Source organism: Achromobacter sp. FW305-C-30-7, from assembly GCF_058783105.1.
In genome coordinates, this window is the sequence record NZ_JBYSYI010000005.1 from 492853 (window position 1) to 516171 (window position 23319).

General features: G+C 64.6%; 17 protein-coding genes and 1 pseudogene. 8 read left to right on the forward strand and 10 right to left on the reverse strand.

Translation table 11 applies throughout. From position 1 onward, the window contains the following. Positions 1-138: 138 nt before the first annotated feature. The 6 genes from AC3WOB_RS19215 to AC3WOB_RS19240 form a co-directional block, all read right to left on the reverse strand. Positions 139-2679 (reverse strand): TonB-dependent receptor, encoded by a 2541-nt coding sequence (locus tag AC3WOB_RS19215; RefSeq protein WP_013391172.1) that lies wholly within the window; start codon positions 2677-2679, stop codon positions 139-141. Positions 2680-2839: 160 nt separating this feature from the next. After that, positions 2840-3808: a FecR domain-containing protein gene (locus tag AC3WOB_RS19220; RefSeq protein WP_013391173.1), complete on the reverse strand. Its 969-nt coding sequence runs from the start codon at positions 3806-3808 to the stop codon at positions 2840-2842. Positions 3809-3828: 20 nt separating this feature from the next. Beyond that, entirely contained in the window at positions 3829-4341 is a 513-nt protein-coding gene (locus AC3WOB_RS19225) for a sigma-70 family RNA polymerase sigma factor (protein WP_492275886.1), read from the reverse strand. A 317-nt stretch (positions 4342-4658) separates the two neighbouring features. Continuing rightward, the gene (locus AC3WOB_RS19230) at positions 4659-5414 is read right to left on the reverse strand and encodes a GntR family transcriptional regulator (RefSeq protein WP_013391175.1); all 756 of its coding nucleotides are present in this window, start codon (positions 5412-5414) and stop codon (positions 4659-4661) included. Then, positions 5411-7180, reverse strand: coding sequence for a glycerol-3-phosphate dehydrogenase/oxidase (locus AC3WOB_RS19235; RefSeq protein WP_492275887.1), 1770 nt, complete (start codon positions 7178-7180; stop codon positions 5411-5413). Before AC3WOB_RS19235 ends, AC3WOB_RS19230 begins: the two co-directional genes overlap by 4 nt. Further along, on the reverse strand, positions 7177-8667 hold the full coding sequence (locus AC3WOB_RS19240; protein ID WP_492275888.1) for an FGGY family carbohydrate kinase: 1491 nt from the start codon (positions 8665-8667) through the stop codon (positions 7177-7179). Before AC3WOB_RS19240 ends, AC3WOB_RS19235 begins: the two co-directional genes overlap by 4 nt. A gap of 179 nt (positions 8668-8846) precedes the next feature. Here AC3WOB_RS19240 and AC3WOB_RS19245 point away from each other — a divergent pair, with 179 nt between their 5' ends. From AC3WOB_RS19245 to AC3WOB_RS19265, 5 genes are read left to right on the forward strand one after another with little or no spacing between them, the layout of a single operon-like run. Further along, positions 8847-9881, forward strand: a complete 1035-nt coding sequence (locus AC3WOB_RS19245; RefSeq protein ID WP_492275889.1) for a substrate-binding domain-containing protein — start codon at positions 8847-8849, stop codon at positions 9879-9881. After that, positions 9878-11401, forward strand: coding sequence for a sugar ABC transporter ATP-binding protein (locus AC3WOB_RS19250; RefSeq protein ID WP_492275890.1), 1524 nt, complete (start codon positions 9878-9880; stop codon positions 11399-11401). Before AC3WOB_RS19245 ends, AC3WOB_RS19250 begins: the two co-directional genes overlap by 4 nt. Continuing rightward, entirely contained in the window at positions 11398-12429 is a 1032-nt protein-coding gene (locus AC3WOB_RS19255; RefSeq protein WP_492275891.1) for an ABC transporter permease, read from the forward strand. The genes AC3WOB_RS19250 and AC3WOB_RS19255 overlap by 4 nt, the downstream gene beginning before the upstream one ends. Then, positions 12426-13406, forward strand: a complete 981-nt coding sequence (locus tag AC3WOB_RS19260) for an aldo/keto reductase (protein WP_492275892.1) — start codon at positions 12426-12428, stop codon at positions 13404-13406. The genes AC3WOB_RS19255 and AC3WOB_RS19260 overlap by 4 nt, the downstream gene beginning before the upstream one ends. 13 nt (positions 13407-13419) lie before the next feature. Next, positions 13420-14268: a class I fructose-bisphosphate aldolase gene (locus tag AC3WOB_RS19265; protein WP_207468849.1), complete on the forward strand. Its 849-nt coding sequence runs from the start codon at positions 13420-13422 to the stop codon at positions 14266-14268. 45 nt (positions 14269-14313) lie between these two features. On the opposite strand, the gene fdx is transcribed toward AC3WOB_RS19265, so the two are convergent. From fdx to AC3WOB_RS19280, 3 genes and pseudogenes are all read right to left on the reverse strand, one after another. Then, positions 14314-14652 (reverse strand): ISC system 2Fe-2S type ferredoxin, encoded by a 339-nt coding sequence (fdx, locus tag AC3WOB_RS19270; protein ID WP_492275893.1) that lies wholly within the window; start codon positions 14650-14652, stop codon positions 14314-14316. Between the two features lie 100 nt (positions 14653-14752). Next, a pseudogene (gene cueR, locus AC3WOB_RS19275) lies at positions 14753-15148 on the reverse strand (Cu(I)-responsive transcriptional regulator); the annotation flags it as partial. A 106-nt stretch (positions 15149-15254) separates the two neighbouring features. Beyond that, positions 15255-16259 (reverse strand): 2Fe-2S iron-sulfur cluster-binding protein, encoded by a 1005-nt coding sequence (locus AC3WOB_RS19280; RefSeq protein ID WP_492275894.1) that lies wholly within the window; start codon positions 16257-16259, stop codon positions 15255-15257. 232 nt (positions 16260-16491) lie between these two features. On the opposite strand from AC3WOB_RS19280, the gene AC3WOB_RS19285 reads away from it, so the two are divergent. Genes AC3WOB_RS19285 through AC3WOB_RS19295 form a run of 3 tightly spaced genes read left to right on the forward strand, consistent with a single transcriptional unit; the run spans position 16492 to position 22477 of the window. Continuing rightward, the gene (locus tag AC3WOB_RS19285) at positions 16492-17811 is read left to right on the forward strand and encodes an efflux RND transporter periplasmic adaptor subunit (protein WP_492275895.1); all 1320 of its coding nucleotides are present in this window, start codon (positions 16492-16494) and stop codon (positions 17809-17811) included. After that, on the forward strand, positions 17808-20984 hold the full coding sequence (locus tag AC3WOB_RS19290; RefSeq protein ID WP_492275896.1) for an efflux RND transporter permease subunit: 3177 nt from the start codon (positions 17808-17810) through the stop codon (positions 20982-20984). Before AC3WOB_RS19285 ends, AC3WOB_RS19290 begins: the two co-directional genes overlap by 4 nt. A 20-nt stretch (positions 20985-21004) precedes the next feature. Then, a complete protein-coding gene (locus AC3WOB_RS19295) occupies positions 21005-22477 on the forward strand; it encodes an efflux transporter outer membrane subunit (protein WP_492275897.1) in 1473 nt (490 codons plus the stop codon). Positions 22478-22585: 108 nt separating this feature from the next. On the opposite strand, the gene AC3WOB_RS19300 is transcribed toward AC3WOB_RS19295, so the two are convergent. Continuing rightward, positions 22586-23089, reverse strand: a complete 504-nt coding sequence (locus tag AC3WOB_RS19300) for a ClbS/DfsB family four-helix bundle protein (protein WP_492275898.1) — start codon at positions 23087-23089, stop codon at positions 22586-22588. Positions 23090-23319: the final 230 nt, after the last annotated feature.

A 23319-nucleotide genomic window follows, 5' to 3' on the forward strand; every position in this document is an offset into this window, starting at 1 on the left:
CGCCATCTTCGCCTTTTCTCGTTGGTTCCCGGATGCCCAGCGCGGCCGGGCCCCGGTCTTGTTAGTCACGCTTAGGCCATTCGAATATCAAAAGAGCCTCATATTCCTTGATTGATATGACGGCCGGGTTTTTCGAAATCAGAAATCCACGCTGGCCGAAAGCATGAATGTGCGAGGCGCGCCCAGCCACAACTTGCCGGCGCCTCCCGCCGCCCAATACGCCTTGTTCGCAAGGTTCAGGACATTGGCGTTCAGAACCACGTCGTGGCCATCGATCGAAGTCCGATACTGCATGCCGGCATCGAAGATGGTTCGGCCTGCCGTTCTGAGTGAGTTGTCGCGGCTGTAGAACTGCCCGGTGATGGCCTGCACATTGCCGGTCGCGGTCAGGCCTGGAACGCCCGGCACATCCCATTCGACACCCAGCTTCGCTTGCCATTTGGGGCGTGCCATCACGAACCGTCCCTGATCCACGCCACCGGCCGTCTTGGTGAGTTCCGCATCCAGATAGGCCACACCGCCCATCAGGCGCAGGCCACTCGTGGGTTCACCGAAGAAGCCCAGTTCTAGGCCGCGATTGCGCTGCTCACCCTCGAAGGAAAACATGTTCGTCACAGGGTCGACATAGCTGCTGGGCAGTCTGATCTGATAGGCACTCAAGGTCGCCGCAAAGTCGCCGAGGTCCAGCTTCACACCCACTTCGTGCTGTTTGGTCTTGTAGGGCGCGAAGATCTCTCCGGCATTGCTTGCGCCAACCGGCGCGATGGCGCCTTCCCTGAGCCCTTCGGTGTAGTTTCCGTAGATGGATATCTGATTGGTGGCTTTCACCAGCAACGCGGCCGCTGGCGATGTGGCCGACTCGTCGTAGCGCGATGTGCGGGCACCGGTGGTTATGTTGAAAGACTCGGCGATCACATTCTGGCGCCGCAGGCCCGCCGTCAGCACCACACGATCACCGGCAAAGCTCATGGTGTCGGCAATACCTACGCTGGACAGGCGCGACAAGGCGGTCTTGGGGATGTCCGACTTGCCCAGCGGTCTGGCAGGCGCAGGCCCCCATTGCGGGTCATAAATGTTGGTGTACCAATCGGACGGCAATAGACCGAGCGCGATTGCGGATCGGACTTCCTGCTCGTAGTAGGAGCCGCTGACCGCTACTTCGTGCTTCACGCCGCCCGTGCGCAGACGCGCCATGACACCGACGTCGCCTGCCGTGCGATCCAGCGACTGTCGTTGCTGTCCAAAGTTGGTGCGATAGCGCCCATCGTTGTCGGTCACCCTAAAGACCACGCCGAGCACGCCGTTGTAGTCAGTCTTGGCTTTCCCGTAGTTTCCATAGACGATGATGTCATCGGTGACATCGGCCTCGCCTCGCAGTACAAAAGCCGAATCCTCTACATTGGAGAAAGTCCAATCCGGCTCCAGCGAGCGACGCGGATTCGGCACGTCCGGTCTTTGCAGTCCCGCGCCCACGGTGATACCCCGATTGACACTGCTGCCGTTATCCTTGTTTGCGTACAAGTCGGCCGCCAGCCGCACTCGTTCGTTGCGCCAGTCCAGGCCGAAGGCGCCCAGCGTGGTGCGTTTCGATTGCCCTTCGACCGACGTGCGGCCATCCTGATACAGCCCGTTGAACCGTATGCCCACCTGCTGGTCGTCGCCGAATCGTCGGCCCACATCCACGTGCGTACCGTATTGACCGTCGGACACGAACATGCCGGTCACCCGGGTCAGCGGCTTTTCGGTCGCCCGTTTCGGAACGAGGTTGATACTCCCCCCGACAGACCCGCCCGGAGGCATGCCGTTGAGCATGGTGGAAGGTCCCTTGAGCACTTCGACGCGCTCCACCAGTTCCAGCGGTACCCGGGTGTAGGGCAGCAAACCATAAAGCCCGCCGAAGGCAATATCGCCAGAGTCCACATCGAACCCGCGGATGACGAACGCCTCGCGGACCGTGCCGCGCATGCCCAGGTCGTAAACCCCGGCATCGGTCGACCCGACAACCCGCGCAAGATCCTGAGCTTGACGTACAGCCTCCTCGGTATAGCCGATGGTGCTGAAGGGCGTCTCCATGAAATCCTTGTAGCCGAGCATACCCACGCGGATGCCGGTCGCCACCTTGCCTCCGGCGTACACAGGGGTCAGATCGCCACGGTACAGTCCCGTCACGATCACGGGGCTGAGCAGCGTGGCATCGCCGTCGCCTGCGGCTGACTGCCTGGGCGCGCCACTATCGCTTGGCGGAGCCTGGCGCAGCACGTAACGGCCGGCACCGTTGTCCAGCGCCTCGAATCCACTGTTGGCCAGCAGGTGTGCGAAGCCTTCGCGGATACTGTAGACGCCATCCAGCGGTCTGTTCTGCAGTCCGGCCAGACGCTGTGGGTCGTACGTCAGATACACACCCGAGAGGGCGGCGAACTCTGCCAGCACATCGCTCAACTTGCCGGACGGGATACGGTATTTTTTCTTTTGCTCGCTGCCCGGCGCCTCGCTGGCCGTCGCAACGCCGGGTGAAAGCAGCACGGCTGCGGGCAGACTTGTCAGGACACAACTCACCGCCAACGCGAGCAGATTGGCCTTTCGCCGGTACGGAGGTTGTTGGGGGGAGCGGCCTGATTGCGAAGTGCGGACACCGGCTGCCTTGTCGGCAGACGAGCGTGGAGGTGAGCGAAGCGCCATGCTATGGACCTTTCGTCAGTAGGGGTGAATACCTCGGACGCCCTCAATGGCGTCTTACAGCGGTACACCGAACGAGACGAAAAATATGCTCATTGCAAGATGTAAGTTCCGAATCGCCTTCGCTCGTGGCGAGCTTTGTCACGAACGGGCCAAAGAGGCATCAATCTCTTGCAAGCACTGTCACCCAGTATTTCGAGCGACTCTCTATCTTGAGCGGCAACGATTCGGCCAGCACGGCCAGGGCCGCATCGGTGTCGCCGATGGGCAGCGATCCCGATACGCGCAGATCGGCCACGGCCGGATCACAGCGCAACACGCCCGCACGATAGCGGGCAATTTCGGCAATGACGTCAGCCAGACGCATGCCCTTGACCAGCAAAATGCCCTTCTCCCACAGGCCGACGTGGTTTTCGATGCGGGCAATGCTGCCCACGCCCGTCCCATCGAACTCGGCTTGCTCGCCCTCACGCACAATGCGGGGCGTGCCTCCAAAGGGGCGGATCTCGACGGCGCTCTCCAACACGGCAACCCGAAACCTGTCGGAATCGATCTGCCGCACATTGAAGCGTGTGCCCAGCGCCCGCACGACGCCAGCCGGCGTATCCAGCAGAAACGGTCGCGGCGTGGCCACGCGGTCCTTCTGCGTGGAAATAAGCACCTCGCCCGCGACCAGACGGATCCGGCGTTCGGTATCGCTGAACTTGATATTGACCGCGCTGCGGGTGTTGAGCGCCAGATGCGACTCGTCGGGCAGCGTCAGTTGCTTGCGCTCGCCTGCTGTCGTGCTTACATCGGCGGTCCATTCCCGCCACGGTACGTAACGCAAAGCCAGCATGCCTAGCGGCGCAACCACCAGCAACATGCCCACCGTACGCAGGCTGCGGCGACGACCGTTGCTGCGTTGCAGGCTCTCCAGCGCCTCCGCTCCGATTTCGCGAGGAACCTCGTCGAAGACATGGAAGATGGCTTGCGTCCGCATCCAGGCGGCGGCGTGTGCTGGGCTCTTGCGACACCAGAGCTCAAGAGCTTGACGATCGGCGACTGAAGGTGATTCATACTGAAAGGTGATGGCCCAAGCCGCCGCCTCTTTCAGGATCCTGCTGTCGATGACGGCAGTGGTGGAAGACATGACGGTGTGTCCGGAGAGGCTCAGGCCACGGCCAGGCAGGCGAGCAAGGCTTTCTGGATATCGCGTCGCACGGTGATCAGCGGCATCGTCATGTGTTCGGAGATCTGAGCCAGCGTCATACCGTGAAGCTGTGCCATCAGGAAGACCTGGCGGATGCGTGGCGTCATGCTGGCAAGCATGGTGTCGATGCGCACCAGCGCTTCTATGATGAGCAGGCGAGTTTCGGCAGAAGGTGCGTGCTGCGCGGGAAGCTGCGAGATGGCGTCCAGGTATGCCGTCTCGACCGCCTTTCTGCGCCAGTGATCGACCACCAGGCCCTTGGCGATGTGCGTGAGCAAGGCACGTGGTTCGTTGCTGTAATGCTGATTGAACGCCTGCGATGACAGGATGCGCAGGAACGTATCGTGAGCGAGATCTGCGGCATCGTGCGCGTTGCCCAGTTTGCGGCGCAGCCAACCCTGCAACCATCTATGGTCGTTGCAATAGAGCGACTCAACATTCACGGCAGGCGATTGATCAGACAAAAAACTCATGCATCACTCTTGCGCATCGAAACAATAATAGGAAGCATTCTCGAATGTAAACTGGTTCGGGACCAGCTGGCAAGAGGCGCGAGGGCTGATCTTGCCCCCGTTTCACGGACACCCCGATACGCGATTCAACATCGCAATCGAAGGCGAGCAAGATGACCAAGGACAAGGAAGACAGGCAGCGGCAGAGGCCAAGAGCGGCCAACAAAACCGATCGGCGAAGCGCAGGCAGATGATGATGGGGCAGGCGATGTAGCAGTGCCGGGTGCAGACGATCCTAAACACCGTCACGTTGCCACTGATGCAAGCGCCTTGATGCGTCAGGTAGTGGTCTGCACATGCAGCCGGCTGGACTTGCAGCGGTGCAAGGCGCGGTAGTGTTCCAGCGGACGTCCGTTGGCGCCATAGGCGATGGACTCGATGCGCAGCAAGGGTTCGGGTTCTTTCATTCCCAGCAATTCGCAGGTCTCCGCGTCCGGTTGCACGGCGTCTATCCAACGTTCCGCGCGCACGATGCGCAGGCCGTACTGTCGGCGCAGCACGTCGTAGAGCGAACGGTTTTCCAAACGGGTGCGATGCAGCCCCGGTACCAGGTCCGCGGGCACGGCGGTTTCCACCAGCAATTGCAGTTCGCCATCGACGCTGCGCAGCCGCTTGAGCGCCACCACCTGGCCGTCTTCGGCCAGCCCCAGCGAACTGGCCTCGTGCGCAGTCGGCGCACGCAGTTCCTGCCGCAGCACCTGGGTGCGCACCGTGCGGCCCTTGCGTTCCATTTCGTCCGAAAATCCCAGCACGGTGGAAACGAAATCTTCGTCGCGTTCGCGCGCCGACACGAAGGCGCCCTGGCCGCGTATCTTGTAGATCAGGCCGTTGCGGACCAGGTCCGCCAGCGCTTCGCGCACGACGATGCGCGAAATGCCATATTGCTCGCCGAACTCCGCCTCGGTGGGCAGCTTGTCGCCCACGGCCAGTTCGCCTTGCAGGATCTTGCCGCGCACCACGTCGCGGAACTGCGCCCAGAGCGGGGCGCCGGCGCTGCGGTCCAATATGGCTTCGGTGGAGATGGGGCTGCTCATGTCGTCAAAGAGTTGGAAATCGAACCTGCGGTCAGGGCGGAATCGGCGGGCTTTGCCCAGGACGCCTCGTCCGCAGGAAGTTGAACACAATGCCGGTCCCGCAGCGTCGCGGTGCAGGCCCGTAACTCGGTCTGCCGGCGCTCGGCGTTCCAGCCTAGCTCGGCCGCGGCGATATCGGCCAATTCAGCCAGCAGCGCCGGGGTGACATGGCCGCGGATGGCCAGCAGGGTGCGTCGGATCACCAGATCGGTCAGGTGCTGCACGGCCGTTTCACGGCACAGATAGCGGATCTCGGCCGCGGAATGGTCCGGCGCGTGGCGCAAGGGTTTATCGCCCGCAGCCGCGAAATCCGCCGCCACGGCGTCCGCCCGTGAACCATAGCGCATGAACAGTTCGGTGACGCGCTCGCGGTCCAAGGCGGTGGCCGCCTGGATGCTGTCCAGAAAGCGTTGCCGCCCCGGAGCATCGGCGGGCATGCCCGCCCCGCCGCCGATCGCCACCTGCTCGGTTGACTGCCGCCGCGCGCGGCCCAGTTGTTGCAGCACCGCGTCGGCTGCCAATTGCGCCAGCGAACGGAAGGTGGTCCATTTTCCGCCCACCAGGCACACCATGGGGACCTCGCGCCGTGCGTTGGGCGGGTCGATCACCACCGCGTGATCGCGCGATATCTGTCCAGGCTTGTCGGCATCGGACTGGGCCAGCGGCCTGACTCCCACATAAGTGTAGACCACGTCATTGCGGCTGAAATCCAGGCGAGGAAACACCTCGCGCAGAACGCCAAGCAGGTAGTCGATCTCCGCCGGCTCGGTCGCGGCAAGGTCCGGATCCTCCACCGGTATATCGGTGGAGCCCACCAGCACCCGGTCCAGGAAGGGGTAGACAATGCACACCCGGCCGTCGGACGCCTCGAAGTAAGCCATGCGGCCTTGAAGCGCCGAGCGCAGCGCGGGATGGTCCAGGATCAGGTGTGACCCCTTGGTGCCCATGACGCGTGAGCCGGCGCCTTGCAGCGCGCCGGCGGCGCGGTCCAGCCAGGCCCCCGTCGCATTGACCACCGTATCGGCGGTCACTTGCACGGATTGTCCGGTCAGCGCGTCGCGCAGCGTGATGGTGCGGCCCTGGCATGCCGTCACGCTGCAATAGTTCGATGCGACCGAGGCCGGATGGCCGCGATGGGCATCGTCGATCAGCTCCAGCACCAGCCATTCCGGATGCCGTATCCAGGCATCGTAGTAAGTGGCTGTCCAGCGTACGTCCGTGCCGAACAGCGCGCCGTCCGCCTGCGGTACGCGCTCGATGCGATGTTCCGGCATGACGCGCTGGCTGCGGCCCAGCCGGTCGTAGAGGCGCAAGCCCAGCCCCACCACGCACAGTCCCCGCGCGCCAGGCGAGGCGCTCAGGCCGGCAAAGCGCAACATGCTGCCCCACAAGCCGCCGAAGCGGCTGGATAGCGGCACCACGGTTTCCAGCGGATGCACCAGATGCGCCGCGTTGCGCAGCAGCAGATTGCGTTCGCGCGTGGCTTCCGCCACCAGGGAAAATGCGCCGCTTTCCAGGTAGCGCAAGCCGCCGTGGATCATGCGCGACGGCGCGCTGCTGGCGCCAGCAGCCACATCGTCTTTGTCCACGATCAGGCAGTCCACGCCTTGCAGCGACAGGTCGCGGAATACGCCCGCGCCGTTGATGCCCGCGCCCACGATCACCGTCGAAAAATGACGGCCCGCCAATGAGGCCGGACGCGCGAAGGGCGGTGTGCGCGGGGTCATCGGGCCGGCCCCGCAAGATGGCCGAAGGCGGGAGCCATGCTGTCCACCAAGCCATGGAAGCTGGCGTAGAAATCGGCATGCGCCTGCGCTTCGGCAGCTAGCGGTTCGACCCGTTCGCATGGAGCGGGCAGCAAGCCGTCGCCGCCGGGATTTTGCGATAGCGCGGCATACAAGGCGGCGCCACGCGCGCCGGTTTCGTCGTCGCCGCAGCGTTCCACGGCATGGCCCAGAAAGCCCGCCAGCAGACGCGCCAAGCGCAAGTCCCGAGCGCCGCCGCCCAGGGCGGCGACCCTGCCTGGCACGCCCAGCCCAAGCGCCGCCAGGCGTTTCAGATGCCACGCATGCAGCGCCACCACGGCGTCGATCACGGCGCGAGCCATGTGCGCGCGGGTGTGATGTCCTTGCAGGCCGACATAGCCCGCGCAGGCTCCCGCCGGCCAGCTTCCGCCGTTGATGAAGGGCAGAAATCGCAGGCCGTCGGCGCCCAAGGGCACGTCCATCGCGCATTCCACCGCCGCGGCTGCGTCCGGGAACTGCAAGGTGCGCGCCAGCCAGACCACGTTCGCCATCGACGACGGGCTGTTTTCCAGATAGAGCCTGCGGCCCGGATCGCCGAAGCTGACGATGGCGCCGACCTCCGGTTTCGGCTCGCGAGTTGGCGCCACCACGGCATTCACGCACCAGGTGCCGAGCACGGCCACGGCATGGCCCTGGCGCTCCGCGCTCACCGCCTTCAGTGAGGCGAGCAGATCGATCGCGCCCAGTGCCACGGGCAGGCCGGCGGGCAAGCCGAAGGTGGCCGCCTGGGCCGGCCGCAGCCGGCCGATCACCGTGCCGCTGGGCGCGATGGGCGCCAGCGCCGTGGCCGCCAGGCCAGACAGGCCGGCGGCCTCGAAAGCCATCGTGGACCAGGCCCCGGCCTTGAGCGACAGCAGGCCCGCGGTGCTGGCGTCGCTGGCGTCCGTGGCGATCTCGCCGGTCAACAGGAACCCCAGATAGTCCTTGGCGAACAGCAGGTGGCGAATGCGATGGAGCTGGCCGGCGTTCGCGTTGAAAAGCTCCGCGGCGATCAGTGACGACTGTCCGGCCCACGGCCGGCACCCCACTTCGTCATACAGCGCATCCCCCATGCTGCGGTCCAGCGCCCGGGCGCGGGCGGCGGCGCGCTGGTCGGTCGATGCCACCGCGCGGCCCTCCAGCAATTGGCCGCTTGCATCCAGCGCATACAGGCCTGCGCCATGGCCCGTGCAGCAGAGCGCGCGTACGTCCGCCACGCGCCTGCCCAGTTGCGCCGCCACGCCTTGCAAGGCCAGCGCCAGCGCCGCCTCGATGGCGTCCGCGGACAGCTCGCAACCGCCTTGCGCCAACTGCCGGTAGGGCAGCGCGCCGCCCGATGCGGCCAGCGTGGCGCCGCTCCCGGCCTCGAAGGCAACCGCCTTCAGGCCCGTGGAGCCCATGTCTATGCCTAGGTAGATGTCTGTTTTCATGTCATAACATTGTCTACAGAAATCTCACTCAGGATAGCAGTGTTTCCCCTAGTAATCTAAAAATTTGCCGTGCAATATAGTTCGTCGATGTCATAACAACGATTCGACCCGGACAGGTTGAACTACAGGCACCGAGGGCTCCAGGGTTCTTGGATCTTTGCGAAAAAAAGGAGCGGAACATGAGACGAGATTTCTTGAAGACCGTAGCGGCGGCGGGCGCCAGCCTGGCGGGAGCCAACGCCTTTGCGCAGAACACTCCGCAAGCCCCCGGGCTGCGCGGCAACGCGAACGACGTCTACGTGATGAACGTGATGGTGTCCGGGGTGGAGTACTGGTTCCCTGTCTACGAAATGATGAAGCAGCTGGGCCATTCGCTCGGCGTGCGGACCCGCTATTCGGGTACGCCCGAATATGACGTCAACAAGCAGTTGGCCTCGTTCGAACAGGAACTGGCGCGCAAGCCGGCCGGCATCCTGTTGCACCCCATGAATCCCGACCCCTTCATCGAGCCCATCAACCGCGCCGCGGCCATGGGCATCCCGGTGGTGACCTTCGCGGCCGACTCTCCCAATTCCAAGCGCGTGTCCTTTGTCACGTCCGACAATGACCGCGAAGGCGCGCAGGCCGCCGACGCCCTCGCCGCCGCGCTCAACGGCAAGGGCGAATACGCGGTGCTGGAAAATCCCGGCCAGGACAACCATGACCGCCGCGTCGCCGCCTTCATCAACCGCATGAAGACCCAGCATCCCGGGATGAAGCTGGTGGGCCGCGCGGCCAGCAACCAGGACCCGAACAAGGCCTACCAGGCCACGCTGAGCCTGGCCCAGGCCAACCCCGGCCTGGGCGCCCTGTTCATGCCCGAAGCCAATTCGGCGCTGGGCGCGGCACAGGCATCGATCGAAACCAAGAAGAACATCAAGGTCTTGTGCTGCGACGTGAACGCCAAGATCCTGGACATGATCAAGTCCGGCGAGGTCTTTGGTTCCGTCAACCCGAACCAGGGCGTGCAGGGCTACATGGGGATGATGCTGCTGTTTCTGGCCCGCAACCAGCAACTGATCGACCCGATGAACGACGCCAAGCGCAACGGCACCAACCCCATGGCGGTGCCGTTCCTGGACAACGGCCTGTCCATCGTCAGCAAGGCGAACGCCGACGACTTTTATTGGGACAAGTACCTGGCGCGTCGTGGCACCAAGGGCATCAACGAATGAACGCGACCGCAGCGCTGCTGGAACTGCAGGGCATCAGCAAGCAGTTCGGCGCGTCCAAGGCCCTGGCCGACGTGCGCTTCACGCTGCGCCGGGGCGAAATCCATGCCTTGTGCGGCGAGAACGGCGCCGGCAAGTCGACGTTGATGAAGATCATCGACGGCATCCACCAGCCGGACAGCGGCGACATCTACCTGGAAGGTCAGCGTGTAGTCATCAATGGGCCGGCCCATGCCATGCGCCTGGGCATCGGCCTGGTCCACCAGGAAATCGCGCTGTGCGGCGACGCCACCGTGGCCGAGAACATTTTCATGCCCGCGATCAGTGCCGGCGCGCAGGCCTGGATGGACTATGCCAGCCTGAACCAGCGCGCCGCGGGCGTGCTGCGGCGGCTGGGCCAGGACATCGACCCGGGCTTGCGGGTGGATGCGCTGGGCATATCCAGCCAGCAGCTGGTCGAGATCGCCCGCGCCTTGACGCTGGACTGCAAGGTGCTGATCCTGGACGAACCCACGGCCGCGCTGACCGAAGTCGAGTCCGTGGCGCTGTTCCGCGTGTTGCACGACCTGAAAGCCCAAGGCATCGGCATTGTCTACATCAGCCACCGCATGGCCGAGATCTTCGAGCACTGCGACCGCGTCACGGTGCTGCGCGACGGCCGCGACGTGCACAGCGCCGATATCGCGGCGCTCTCTCCAGACGCGCTGGTGCGCTGCATGGTGGGACGCGACCTGGGCAACTATTACCCGCCCCGGCAGACCGCTGGCGACGCGCCTGCCGAGGTTCTGCTGGAAGTGGAGGACATCGCCGATGGCGCGAATGTCCACGGCATTTCGTTCACGCTGCGCCGGGGCGAAATCCTGGGCATCTCCGGCCTGATGGGCGCGGGCCGCAGCGAACTGGCCGAAACCGTGTGCGGCCTGCGGCGCGCGCGGCGTGGCGCGGTGCGGCTGCGGGGCCGGCCTCTGCGGCTGCGCCGCTATGCCGACGCCCTGCGCCACGGCATAGCCTACCTGAGCGAAGACCGCAAGGCCGCCGGCCTGTTTCTGGACATGCCGATCGAACAGAGTGTGTCCTCCATGGCGCTGGGCCGCATCAGTTCGCGCTTCGGCCTGCTCAAGCGGGCAGCGGAACGCAGCCTGGCGGTCGAACTGGGCGCACGGCTCAAGCTCAAGTCCGACGGCGTGGCTATCGACGCCAGCTGCCTGTCGGGCGGCAACCAGCAAAAAGTGGCCATCGCCAAACTGCTGGCCACCCGCCCCTCGGTGCTGCTGATGGACGAACCCACGCGCGGCGTGGATGTCGGCGCCAAGTCCGAGATCCACCACCTTCTGCGCGAGCTGGCCAACCAGGGCGTGGGCGTGGTGGTGATCTCGTCCGAACTACCGGAGATCATCGGCCTGTGCGACCGGGCCCTGGTCATACGCAATGGCAGGCTCGCCGGCGAACTGGCGGCAAGCGACATGACGGAAGAAAGACTGCTGCGGCTGGCCTCGGGCCTGTCCGCCCAGGAGGCGACATGATGAGCGACCTGAAATCCCACCCCGCGGCGGAAGCGGTCCTGCCGCCTCCCGCCGCCAGCCTGCCGCCAGGTCCCCGCCTGGGGCGGCGGCTGGGCAGCTTCCGCGAAGCGGGGCTGCTGCTGATCATCGCCGCGCTGTGCGTGGTGATGAGCTTCGCGTCGCCGCATTTCCTGACCTGGGAAAACGTGCGCGCCATGCTGCTGTCGTTTTCCATCGAAGGCATCGTGGTGGTCGGCATGACCATCCTGGTCATTGTCGGCGGCATCGATCTGTCGGTGGGCTCGGTGGTCTGCCTGGCCATGGTCATTACCGGCAAGCTCTTCCTGATGGGACTGGACCCATGGACCGCCAGCCTGGCTGCGATCGCCGTGTGCACGATGGTGGGCGCGCTCATCGGCGGCTGCGTCACACGCATCGGCCTCAGCCATTTCATCGCGTCGCTGGCGTTCATGGTGATCGTGCGCGGTCTGTGCCTGGCAATCACCCAAGGCACGCCGCAATCGTTGTTCTCGCTGCCGCCGCAATTCAAGTTCATCGGCCAGGGATCCATCGGCGGCATTCCCGCCGTCATCCTGATCTTCGCCGTCATCGTCATCGTCAGCGACTTCGCATTGCGCCGCGCGGCCCTGTTGCGCAAGGTGTTCTACACCGGCAGCAATGAAAAGGCCGCGCTCTATGCCGGCATCCGCACCGGACGCGTGAAGTTCTGGGTCACGGTGCTGTGCTCGACCCTGGCCGGGGTTGCCGGCGTGGTCTACACGGCTCGTTTCGGCGCCGCCACGCCCAACTTCGGCGTGGGCATGGAGCTCAATGTCATCGCGGCGGTGGTAATCGGCGGCGCCAGCCTCAAAGGCGGCTCGGGCACCGTGCTGGGTGCGGTGCTGGGCCTGGCCTTGTTGTCGGTCGTCACCAGCTCGCTCATCCTGCTGGACGTGTCGCCCTACTGGCAAGACGTCGTCAAGGGGCTGATCCTGCTGGCCGCCGTCACCGTTGACCATCTCATGAACGTCAGAAAGGGTTCCCGATGAAGACTACAACACTGGGCGCGTCCGGCATCGCTTGCGAATCCGTCGGCCTGGGCACCTGGGCCATGGGCGGCTGGATGTGGGGCGGCGCGGACGACGCTGCCGCCATTGCCGCCATCCAGGCATCCGTCGACGCGGGCGTGCGGCTTATCGACACCGCACCCGCTTATGGCCTGGGGCACGCCGAAAGCCTGGTCGGCCAGGCGCTCAAGGGGCGCCGCCAGCAAGCGGTCATCGCCACCAAATGCGGACTGGTCTGGCACACGCGCCAAGGCGAACATTTCTTCGACGAGGACGGCCAGGCCGTGCATCGCCACCTGGGCCGCGCCTCCATCTTCCATGAAGTGGAACAAAGCCTGGCGCGCCTGCAGACGGATTACATCGACCTCTACATCACCCACTGGCAAGACGCCGGTACGCCCGTCGCCGAGACCATGGACGCCTTGCTGGATCTGAAGCGGCAAGGAAAGATCCGCGCCATCGGCGTCAGCAACGTGGATTCCGGCACTCTGGCCGAGTACTTGCGCCACGGCCCGGTCGACGCCATCCAGGAACGCTACAGCCTGATCGACCGCGAAATCGAATCGACGCTGATGCCGCTGTGCCGCAACCACAACGTCGGCATCCTCGGGTATTCCTCGCTGGCGCTCGGCCTGTTGGCCGGCCCTATCGACCCCGGCCGCCGCTTTACCGGCGACGATCAGCGCGCCGGCAACCCCCGCTTCAGCGTCGCCAACCGGGGCCGGCTGCAAGGCTTCTTCGCGGAACTGGAGCCCCTGCGCCAGCGGCTGGACTGCCCGATTTCGCAGCTGATGATCGCCTGGACCACACGGCCGGGCGGCGTGACCGTGGCGCTATGCGGCGCACGCACGCCACAGCAGGCCACGCAGAACGCCGCCGCCGCCGCGCTGGCGCTCTCGCCTGAAGACCTTGCCGTCATCGACCAGGCGGCCGGGCGCCACCTGCAAACACTGGATTGAACAAGGAATCCCCATGCTGCACAGAAAAGAAGCGCGCCTGAACCGGCTGCTGACCAACGGCCGCTGCCTGGACATCGCCGTCGATCATGGCGTCTGCAATGAACCCGGCTTCCTGTCCGGGCTGGAGGACATGCCGGCCGTGATGGAACAACTGGCGGCGGCGCGCCCCGACGCCATCCAGCTGAACTACGGTCAGGCCGACCTGCTCCAACAACGCCCCGGCCGGGACAAGCCCGCGCTGGTCATGCGCCTGGATATGGGAAATCCCTACAACGCCACCACCCACCGCGTCATGTGGGCCGTGCTGCAGAACGAACAAGACCCGGTGCTGCCCGCCGTCCAGATGGACGCGGCCTGCGTGGTCGTCAACTTGTTCATGCTGCCGGACGAACCCGACTTGTTCCGCCAGTGCGTCGCCAACATCGCCCGCGTGCGCGCGGACTGCGATCGCTACGGCATGCCGCTGATGATCGAGCCCCTGGTCATGGCGCCACACTCCGCGCGCGGCGGCTATATGGTCGATGGCGACGCCGAGAAGATCGTCACCCTGGTGAGGCTGGCACGCGAAATGGGCGCCGATATCGTCAAGGCCGACCCCACGACCGCCACGCGCGATTTCCATCGCGTGGTGCAGGCCGCGCGCTGCCCCGTGCTGGTGCGCGGCGGCGGCCGGGAGGACTTGCGGCAGGTCTTTGAGCGGTCGCGCGAGTTGCTCGACGAGGGCGCAGTGGGGCTGGTGTACGGCCGAAACGTCTATCAGCACGCCGATCCGTCGTCAGTGGTGCGGGCACTGATGGCCATGATCCACGACAACGCCAGCGCCGGGCAGGCGTGGGACATGTATGAGGCGGGAGGCCGATAGGACGCGAGGCTCATTGGCCGAAATCCCTGACACCCCAGCCAGATCCTAATGCTCCTCCTTGGCATGGTTGACCGTGTACTTGGGAATGGCGACGGTAAGGTCCACTTCGGCCACGATGGCCTGACAGCTCAGGCGGGACTGCGCTTCCAGCCCCCAGGCCCGGTCAAGCAGATCGTCCTCGCTCTCATTGGCTTCGTTCAAGGATTCAAAGCCCTTGCGCACGATGCAGTGGCAGGTCGTGCAGGCGCTGCTCATGTCGCAGGCGTGTTCTATTTCAATGCCGTTGGCCAGCAAGGCCTCGCAGATCGTGGTGCCGGCCCGCACCTCGAGCTCGGCGCCTTCAGGCGCCAGTTCGGCATGCGGAAGAACGGTGATTTTTGGCATATCTGATTCCAGGTCCTCAGCAAGCTGACGCGGGTTTCGCCGGTCTGCCGCTGCGAAAGCGCCGCTGCACCGCGCCGCTGCGCGCGGCAGGCTCCGGCTCTCTGTCGTCGGGCTGCTCAAGGGTATGCAGGATGGGGCAGTTGGACCGCTCGTCGCCCGCGCAGCACCGGATCAGCGTCTTGAGCGTCTCGGCCATTTGCCGCATGCTTTCGATGCGCCGGTCCAGTTCGGCCAGGTGTTCCTGGGCCACGCGCTTGACGTCCGCGCTTTGGCGCGATTGGTCGTGCCACAGGCCCAGCAGATCCTTGGTTTCGGCCACCGAAAAGCCCAGATTGCGGGCGCGGCGGATGAAGTGGAGCCGGTGGATGTCGATCCGGTTGTAGGCGCGGTAGCCGGACGTGGTCCGCTGCGCCGCGGGTATCAGGCCGATCTGCTCGTAGTAGCGGATCATCTTTGCCGAGACCTTGGATGTCTTGGACGCTTCGCCGATGTTCATGGAAGTCTCCTTGCTCATGGGGAGGGGGGCATGAGGGAAGCCTGAGGCTTGCCAACGTGGGAAGGTCAAGCGTGTCCGCTGCTGCGGGGCCTGGCGGGAGACCGGGCTACTGTGGCGTAAAAAAGACGTCGGCGTGCATGTCCTGGACGTTCAGGCCGCGCTCGAATGCGAGCGCCATGGCTGCCTCCATCATCGCTGGCGGGCCGGCGACATAGGTTTTCCAATTGTTGAGGTCCGCCAAGTCTTCTCCGACCGCTTGCGTGACGACGCCCGTCCGGTATTGCGCCGCCTGCGTTTCGGACAACACCGGCACAAAGCTCAGGTTGGCGTGGCGGCGAGCCAGTTCCTGGAAATGCTCGACGAAATAAAGATCCCGTGCCATGCGCGCGCCGAAGTAGACGTGTATCGGCTGCCTCATGCCGTGCGCGAGCGCGGTTTCGACGATTGAGTTGATGGGAGCCAATCCCGATCCGCCGGCGATGCAAAGCATCGGTCCGGAATGCTGTTGGCGTAGATGCGAGGACCCGAGCGGAGCGCGGAGTGTGACGCGTTCGCCAGGCTGCAGCGCGGTGTGGACATAGCCCGACGTGACCCCGCCCTGAACCCGGCGGATGTGGAATTCCAGTTCGGAATCGCCCGGCCTGTTGGCCATTGAGTAGCTGCGTGCCGGCGACTGGCCGAATGTAATGTCGGCATATTGCCCGGCGGCGAACGCCAAGGCGTCCGTTCCGTCTGGCCGAATCCTGACGCGCCTGATGTCGTGCGTCAGTTCGTCCATGGAAACGACAAACCCTTCCAGATGCTGGACGGGCGCGGCGGCCGCCAAGTCGTCGGTCCCGAGCCAGGCCACCGCCACATCGGTTTTCGGCACCGCGCGGCACGCCAGAACGTAGCCGCGGGCCTTTTCTTCGTCCGTCAACGCGTAGCGCGAGTGCGGCAGCATTTCCGCCTCGCCTTCAATCAGGCGGGATTTGCAGCTTCCGCAGCGGCCGGAACGACAGCCGTGCGGATAGGCAACGTCATGCTGCAGAGCCGCCTCGAGTATGGTCTGTCCGTCCAGAAGCGGCAGTCGGGTTCGCGCCTGCCGGATATCCACTGTTTTGCCGCTCATGTCGCGGCTCCCTCGATGAGCGCAGCCGTCATCGCAGGCCCCATCGCGTGGGATTGAGGTTCATCGTGAGAGAGGTTCTGCATGATTGTTCCGAGTACTTCAGATTGGTATGGGACGGCATCAAGATGCCTTCCGGTCTTCAGACAACGGCCCAAATCTATTCCTTCCAACGATTGCAAGGTCAATAGCCTGAAGCGCCTGCAAGCGCGGGCTTGACCTTCCCGTTGTTGTAATGCCTAGCCTTGCCGAATTGCTGCAGAGAAGCTTCGGAAGGGCCGAAGCCCTGCTGTACAGAAGGGGCAAGTCGATGCGTCGAAAATTCAGAATTGTTGTGACGGCAGGAGCCATCGCGGCGGCCGGAACCATTGCGTTAGCGGCCGGCGAGTCCTCCGGAGATGAAAGCAAGACGGGGGCCCCGACGGGCGCAGTGGTCGCGCCGATGGCGCCACAGGTGCCGGTGGCCGAAGTGATTCAGCGCGTCATCTCGCCATCGACCGACTTCACCGGATACCTCTCGGCTCCGGAGACCGTTGAATTGCGGTCACGCGTAAGCGGGGCGGTCGATGCCGTCAGCGTTCCGGAGGGCAGCCTGGTGCGCAAAGGGCAACAGCTGTTTCAGATCGATCCGCGGCCATTTCAGGTTGCGCTCGATACCGCCACGGCACAGCTGCGCCAGGCCGAGGCCCTGGCCAGCCAGGCCCAGGGCGACTTCGACCGCGCCCAGCGACTGGTGGCCACCGGAGCCGTTTCGCGCAAGACCTATGACGACGCCGTCTCCGCGCGCAACGCTCGCCAGGCGGAGATCCTGGTGGCCAAGGCGGCCGTCGCCGCGGCGCGGCTCGACCTGTCCTACGCACGCATCACCGCGCCGATTTCGGGGCGTGTCGACCGGGTTCTGGTGACCGAGGGCAATCTGGTCAACGGCGGCGCGGCGGGCGTGGCCAACCTGCTGACGACGATAGTGTCGATCGACCCAGTGCATGTGTACTTCGACATAGACGAAGCGACCTATCTCAATGCCGTAAGACAGGTCCGGCCCGACTCTCGCGGCGGAAAACCGTCGTTGCCGGTAGCCGTGGCGCTGACGACGGATCGGGGCTTTCCTCACCAGGGCATGCTCGACTTCGTGGGCAATCAGGTCGACCGGCGCACAGGCACGATCCGCGTCCGCGCCGTCGTGCCGAATCCCGACGGCCTGCTGGCTCCGGGACTGTTCGCGCGCGCCAGGCTGGCGACGGGCGTTGAGCGCCCGGCCATTCTGGTCGATGACCTGGCGGTCGGCACGGACCAAGGGAAGAACTACGTCCTGGTTGTAGGCCAGGACCATCAGGCCCAGTACCGCGCGGTGGAGCTGGGCCAGATGGCGGATGGCTTGCGCATCATCAATAGCGGCTTGCAGGCCGGAGAAAAAATCATCATCAAGGGTCTGGTGCGTCCCGGCATGACGGTCACGCCTCGTCTGGTGCCCATGCAACAGGTAGCCATCGCAGCGCAGAAGGCCGGCAATGCGGGCGATGGCGCCGCTGCCGGCTCCACGGAGACCCGCCAATGAAGTTTCCCCATTTCTTCATTGCCAGGCCGATCTTCGCCATCGTCCTGTCGCTGTTGATGCTGCTGGCGGGCGGCATCGCTTTCTGGCAGCTGCCGCTGAGCGAATACCCTGCCGTCACGCCGCCCACGGTGCAGGTGACCGCGAGCTATCCCGGCGCCAATCCGCAGGTGATCGCCGATACCGTCGCAGCCCCTCTGGAACAGGTGATCAACGGCGTCGAGGGCATGCTTTACATGAGCTCCCAGATGGCGGTCGACGGCCAGATGGTGCTCACCATCGCGTTCAAGCAGGGGACGGACCCGGACATGGCGCAGATCCAGGTGCAGAACCGGGTCTCGCGCGCCTTGCCGCGCTTGCCGCAGGAGGTGCAGCGCATCGGGGTCGTGACGCAGAAGACCTCACCCGATGTGTTGATGGTGGTACACCTCGTTTCGCCCGAAAAGCGCTACGACCCCCTGTACTTGTCGAACTTCGCCATTCGGCAGGTGCGCGACGAACTCGCACGGCTGCCGGGCATCGGCGACGTTCTGGTCTGGGGCGCCGGCGAATACTCCATGCGCGTCTGGCTGGACCCCACCAGCGTTGCCGCGCGCGGCTTGACCGCCAGCGATGTGGTCGCGGCCCTTCGAGAGCAAAACGTGCAGGTCGCCGCGGGATCCGTGGGCCAGCAGCCGGATACCTCGTCCGCCTTCCAGGTGACCGTCAATACCCTGGGCCGCCTGACGAGTACGGAACAGTTCGGCGACATCGTTGTGAAGACCGGCGCCGATGGCCAGGTCACCCGGCTGCGCGACGTCGCCCGGGTGTCCTTGGGCGCGGATTCCTACACCCTGCGCAGCCTGCTCAATGGCGAGTCGGCGCCGGCCCTGCAGATCATCCAGAGTCCTGGCGCCAACGCCATCGACGTTTCCAATGCGGTCCGTGCCAAGATGCAGGAGCTGCAGCAAAGCTTCCCGCAAGATGTGGAGTACCGGATTGCCTATGATCCCACCGTCTTCGTGCGCGCCTCGCTGCAATCCGTAGCAGTCACGCTGCTGGAGGCCATCATTCTGGTGGTGATTGTGGTGGTGCTGTTCCTGCAGACCTGGCGGGCCTCCATCATTCCGCTCGTGGCCGTGCCGGTGTCGCTGGTGGGCACCTTCGCGCTGATGCACATGTTCGGCTTTTCGCTCAACACCTTGTCGCTGTTCGGCCTGGTGTTATCGATCGGCATTGTGGTGGACGACGCCATCGTGGTGGTCGAGAACGTGGAGCGGCACATGGCCCTGGGAGAATCCCCGCGGCAGGCTGCGATCAAGGCCATGGATGAGGTGACGGGACCGATTATCGCGATCACCTCGGTGCTGGCGGCCGTCTTCATTCCTTCGGCGTTCCTTTCCGGATTGCAGGGCGAGTTCTATCGCCAGTTCGCGCTGACCATCGCCATCTCGACCATACTCTCCGCCATCAATTCCCTCACCCTGTCGCCCGCGCTCGCGGCCATCCTGCTCAAGCCGCACCAAGACGCTGCCAAGGCCGACTGGTTGTCGCGCGTTATGGGCAGGGCGTTGGGCGGATTCTTCCGGCGCTTCAACTTCTTCTTCGACAGCGCCTCGCACGCGTATGTCGGCACCGTGCGCCGCGCGGTGCGCGGCAGCGTCATCGTGCTGCTGCTATACGCCGGCTTTGTCGGCCTGACATGGCTGGGCTTCAACCAGGTGCCGAATGGATTCGTGCCGGCCCAGGATAAGTATTTCCTGGTGGGAATCGCGCAGTTGCCCAGCGGCGCTTCGCTCGACCGGACGGAGGCGGCCGTGAAGCAGATGTCCGAGATCGCGCTGGCCGAACCCGGCGTGGAGAGCGTGGTTGCCTTCCCCGGACTTTCGGTCAACGGTCCGGTAAACGTGCCGAACTCGGCGCTGATGTTCGCCATGCTCAAACCCTTCGATGAGCGCCAGGACCCTTCGCTTTCCGCCAACGCCATCGCAGGAAAGCTGATGGGCAAGTTCAGCCAGATTCCGGATGGGTTCCTGGGCATTTTCCCGCCGCCTCCCGTGCCAGGACTGGGGGCCATGGGTGGCTTCAAGCTGCAAATCGAGGACCGCGCCGGAATGGGGTTCGAGGCGCTGATGCAGGCGCAGGGTCAGATCATGGCCAAGGCCATGCAGGCTCCCGAACTGGCAAACATGCTGGCCAGTTTCCAGACCAACGCGCCGCAATTGCAGGTGGACGTCGATCGCGTGAAGGCCAAGTCCCTGGGAGTGTCGCTGACGGACGTGTTCGAGACCCTGCAGATCAACCTGGGATCGCTCTACGTCAATGACTTCAACCGCTTCGGACGCACTTACCGGGTCATGGCGCAGGCCGACGCGCCGTTCCGCATGCAGGCCGATGACATCGGCATGCTCAAAGTGCGGAACAACAGCGGTGAGATGATTCCGCTGAGCGCGTTCGTGACTCTGACACGCGGGTCCGGTCCGGACAGAGTCATCCGCCACAACGGCTTTCCGTCGGCGGATATCAGCGGCGGCCCCGCGCCGGGCTATTCCTCGGGGCAGGCGACTGATGCGATAGAACGCATCGTCCGCGAGACCTTGCCGGAAGGTATGGCGTATGAGTGGACGGACCTCGTCTACCAGGAAAAGCAGGCTGGAAATTCGGCGCTTTACATCTTTCCCCTGGCGGTGCTGCTGGCCTTCCTTATCCTCGCAGCCCAATACAACAGCTGGTCGCTGCCGTTCGCCGTGCTGCTCATTGCACCCATGGCGTTGCTCTCGGCGATAGGTGGCGTCTGGCTATCCGGTGGAGACAACAACATCTTCACGCAGATCGGCTTCGTGGTGCTGGTGGGGCTGGCCGCCAAGAACGCCATCTTGATTGTGGAATTTGCCCGCACCAAGGAAGAAGAGGGCGCCGATCCGCTGGCGGCGGTCCTGGAGGCGGCCCGTCTGCGCCTGCGCCCCATTCTGATGACTTCGTTCGCGTTCATTGCCGGCGTGGTGCCGCTGGTGCTTGCCACGGGCGCTGGCGCGGAGATGCGCCATGCCATGGGTATCGCCGTATTTGCGGGCATGGTGGGCGTGACACTGTTCGGCCTGCTGCTCACGCCCGTGTTCTATGTCGTCGTGCGCAAGCTGGCGCTGCGCCGGGAAGCCCGCCAAGCCTTAGCCCGTTCGGGCGACCAGCACGCATGATGGCCAGGAGGAATTTCGACATGACGTACCGCTTTACTCGTTCCCGGCACGCCGGCATGCTTGCGCCGCTCGTCCTTGCGGTCGCGTTGACTGGGTGCTCCTTGGCGCCGAAGTACGAACGCCCGGAAGCTCCCGTCGACGCGAGCTATACGCCGGATGCTCAGGACGTGCAGCAACAGCCTGATGCGATGGCTGCGGCCGACATAGGATGGCGCGACTTTTTCCGTGACCCGCTATTGCAGCAATTGATAGAAATTTCGCTGCACAACAACCGGGATATGCGCCGGGCCGCACTCAACGTCGAGGCGGCGCAGGCGCTGTACCGGATCCAGCGCGCCGCCATACTGCCGAACCTGAGCGTCTCGGCCAGCGGCGCATCCGAGCGCATTCCAGGCGATCTCGGGGCCGCGCAGGCCGGCCACGTCGCCAGACGCTACGATGTGGCCGGCGTGACGGCCGCCTGGGAACTGGATTTCTGGGGCCGCATCCGCAGCCTCAGCGACCAGGCCCTGGCCTCCTATCTGGCGCTGGAGGAAACCCGGATCGCCGCGCAACTGAGCCTGGTTTCCGAAGTGGCCAATGCGTATCTCACGCTGCGCGCTGACCAGGAACTGCTGCGTCTGACGGAAGATACCCTGGCGACGCAAAAGCGTTCGTACGATCTGACGGCCGATCTGGTCGCGGCAGGCAATTCGACGCAACTCGATTTGCGCCTGGCGGAGATTGCGTTGCGCAACGCGGAAGCCTACCGCTCCGCTTACACCCGGCAAGTGTCGCAGGACCGCAATGCCCTGGTGCTGGTGCTGGGGCAGCCGTTGACGCCCACGTTGTCCAGTCAGCTGGACGAAGCGATAACGCTGCCCGACGGTATCGTTCCGACGGATTTGCCGACCGGGCTGCCATCCGACTTGCTGGTCCGCCGGCCTGACATCCGTGCGGCAGAGCAGATGCTGCGTGGTGCCAACGCCAATATTGGCGCTGCGCGCGCGGCCTTTCTGCCGGCGATCAGCCTGACGGGCTCGGCGGGTTCCGCCAGCGCATCCCTGGATGGCTTGTTCGATTCCGGGTCGCGGGCCTGGACCTTCCTGCCGCAGATCACGCTGCCCATTTTCCGGGGCGGCGCCTTGCTGGCCAATCTGGAAGTGGCGCATGTACAGAAGCGTATCGAGATCGCCAGCTACGAGAAGGCGATTCAGGTGGCGTTCCGTGAGGTGGCCGATGGATTGGCGGGTAAGCGCACGCTCGACGACCAGATCCGTTCGGAGCAGTTGGCGGTGGCGGCCAGCCGCAGTGCGTACGAGCTGGCAGAGCTGCGCTTTCAGGAAGGCGTGGACGACTATCTCACCTTGCTTGAAGCCTATCGCTCGCTATACGGCGCACAGCAAATCCTGGTGCGGACACGCCTGACCCGCTTGAACAATTTGATCGGGCTTTACAAAGCGCTGGGAGGAGGGTGGTCGGAGCATACGGTGCAGTCGCCCGCTGGCGCCTAGGCATCCGCCGGCGGCGTGAACCCCTGGGGGCATCGCTAGTCCCCAGGGGTTTTGCCAGTCGTCTTGAGGTGGCGGCTGGGCTCAGCGATAGCCCGGTGTTGATACCTGCTATACGACCTGTTTCCACGCGCGCAACTTCGACAGCGCGTTGGCATATGCCATGCAAGTGAAGATCTGGAGTTGGCCGCCCAGCGTTTCGGCTCCTTCGCTCGAGGGCGCGAAGAGCGCTACTTCCGAATGCAGCTCCACGCTGCTGACCACGCGCTCCTGTCCGAGCCTGGTCAGTTCATGCAAGTCGTGAAGACTACGGCCGGTGAAATCGCGCCGGAATGCATGAGCCAGCCGGCCGACTCTTTCCAGCATGGCCTCCCGGCTGTAATACGAGGCGCCGGCCTCCCGCGTTCCCGCCGCAGCGCACTGCAGGATCATCGTGTTCCAGAGAATTACGTCGATCAATACGGTTGCAGCATCGATGTGCACGCGATGAGCGTGTCCCACCTCCGCCGTCTTGCGGTAAAGGCTTGCGCGGATGGTGGCCGTCTCTATGCGGAACTGTCGGTGCCGGTCGCGGATGTTGCGCAGGAGCTCTTGTCTGGATGCGGGCAGTTTCATCGGGATCTATCCTCCAAGTCGTCGAACATCGGGCCGTCGGATTGCGTCCGATGAGTCTGCCCGCCGCGGGCGCAGTGCCGGCCACAGAGGCGCGGCCATGTAGCGCTTTTGCTCGGGCCATGGCGAAAATCCTGAGGTTTTCCACTGTGGGAATGTCAAGGCCGCTTGAGATTCACGCGATACCCGCCGAAGCCCGCCAATAGGACTAAAATCCGCACACGCTTCGACCC

Coding starts and splice junctions, on each gene's coding strand:
- AC3WOB_RS19215 (WP_013391172.1), bottom strand. CDS start 2,679: ATGGCGCTTCGCTCACCTCCACGCTCGTCTGCCGACAAGGCAGCCGGT.
- AC3WOB_RS19220 (WP_013391173.1), bottom strand. CDS start 3,808: ATGTCTTCCACCACTGCCGTCATCGACAGCAGGATCCTGAAAGAGGCG.
- AC3WOB_RS19225 (WP_492275886.1), bottom strand. CDS start 4,341: ATGAGTTTTTTGTCTGATCAATCGCCTGCCGTGAATGTTGAGTCGCTC.
- AC3WOB_RS19230 (WP_013391175.1), bottom strand. CDS start 5,414: ATGAGCAGCCCCATCTCCACCGAAGCCATATTGGACCGCAGCGCCGGC.
- AC3WOB_RS19235 (WP_492275887.1), bottom strand. CDS start 7,180: ATGACCCCGCGCACACCGCCCTTCGCGCGTCCGGCCTCATTGGCGGGC.
- AC3WOB_RS19240 (WP_492275888.1), bottom strand. CDS start 8,667: ATGAAAACAGACATCTACCTAGGCATAGACATGGGCTCCACGGGCCTG.
- AC3WOB_RS19245 (WP_492275889.1), top strand. CDS start 8,847: ATGAGACGAGATTTCTTGAAGACCGTAGCGGCGGCGGGCGCCAGCCTG.
- AC3WOB_RS19250 (WP_492275890.1), top strand. CDS start 9,878: ATGAACGCGACCGCAGCGCTGCTGGAACTGCAGGGCATCAGCAAGCAG.
- AC3WOB_RS19255 (WP_492275891.1), top strand. CDS start 11,398: ATGATGAGCGACCTGAAATCCCACCCCGCGGCGGAAGCGGTCCTGCCG.
- AC3WOB_RS19260 (WP_492275892.1), top strand. CDS start 12,426: ATGAAGACTACAACACTGGGCGCGTCCGGCATCGCTTGCGAATCCGTC.
- AC3WOB_RS19265 (WP_207468849.1), top strand. CDS start 13,420: ATGCTGCACAGAAAAGAAGCGCGCCTGAACCGGCTGCTGACCAACGGC.
- fdx (WP_492275893.1), bottom strand. CDS start 14,652: ATGCCAAAAATCACCGTTCTTCCGCATGCCGAACTGGCGCCTGAAGGC.
- AC3WOB_RS19280 (WP_492275894.1), bottom strand. CDS start 16,259: ATGAGCGGCAAAACAGTGGATATCCGGCAGGCGCGAACCCGACTGCCG.
- AC3WOB_RS19285 (WP_492275895.1), top strand. CDS start 16,492: ATGCCTAGCCTTGCCGAATTGCTGCAGAGAAGCTTCGGAAGGGCCGAA.
- AC3WOB_RS19290 (WP_492275896.1), top strand. CDS start 17,808: ATGAAGTTTCCCCATTTCTTCATTGCCAGGCCGATCTTCGCCATCGTC.
- AC3WOB_RS19295 (WP_492275897.1), top strand. CDS start 21,005: ATGACGTACCGCTTTACTCGTTCCCGGCACGCCGGCATGCTTGCGCCG.
- AC3WOB_RS19300 (WP_492275898.1), bottom strand. CDS start 23,089: ATGAAACTGCCCGCATCCAGACAAGAGCTCCTGCGCAACATCCGCGAC.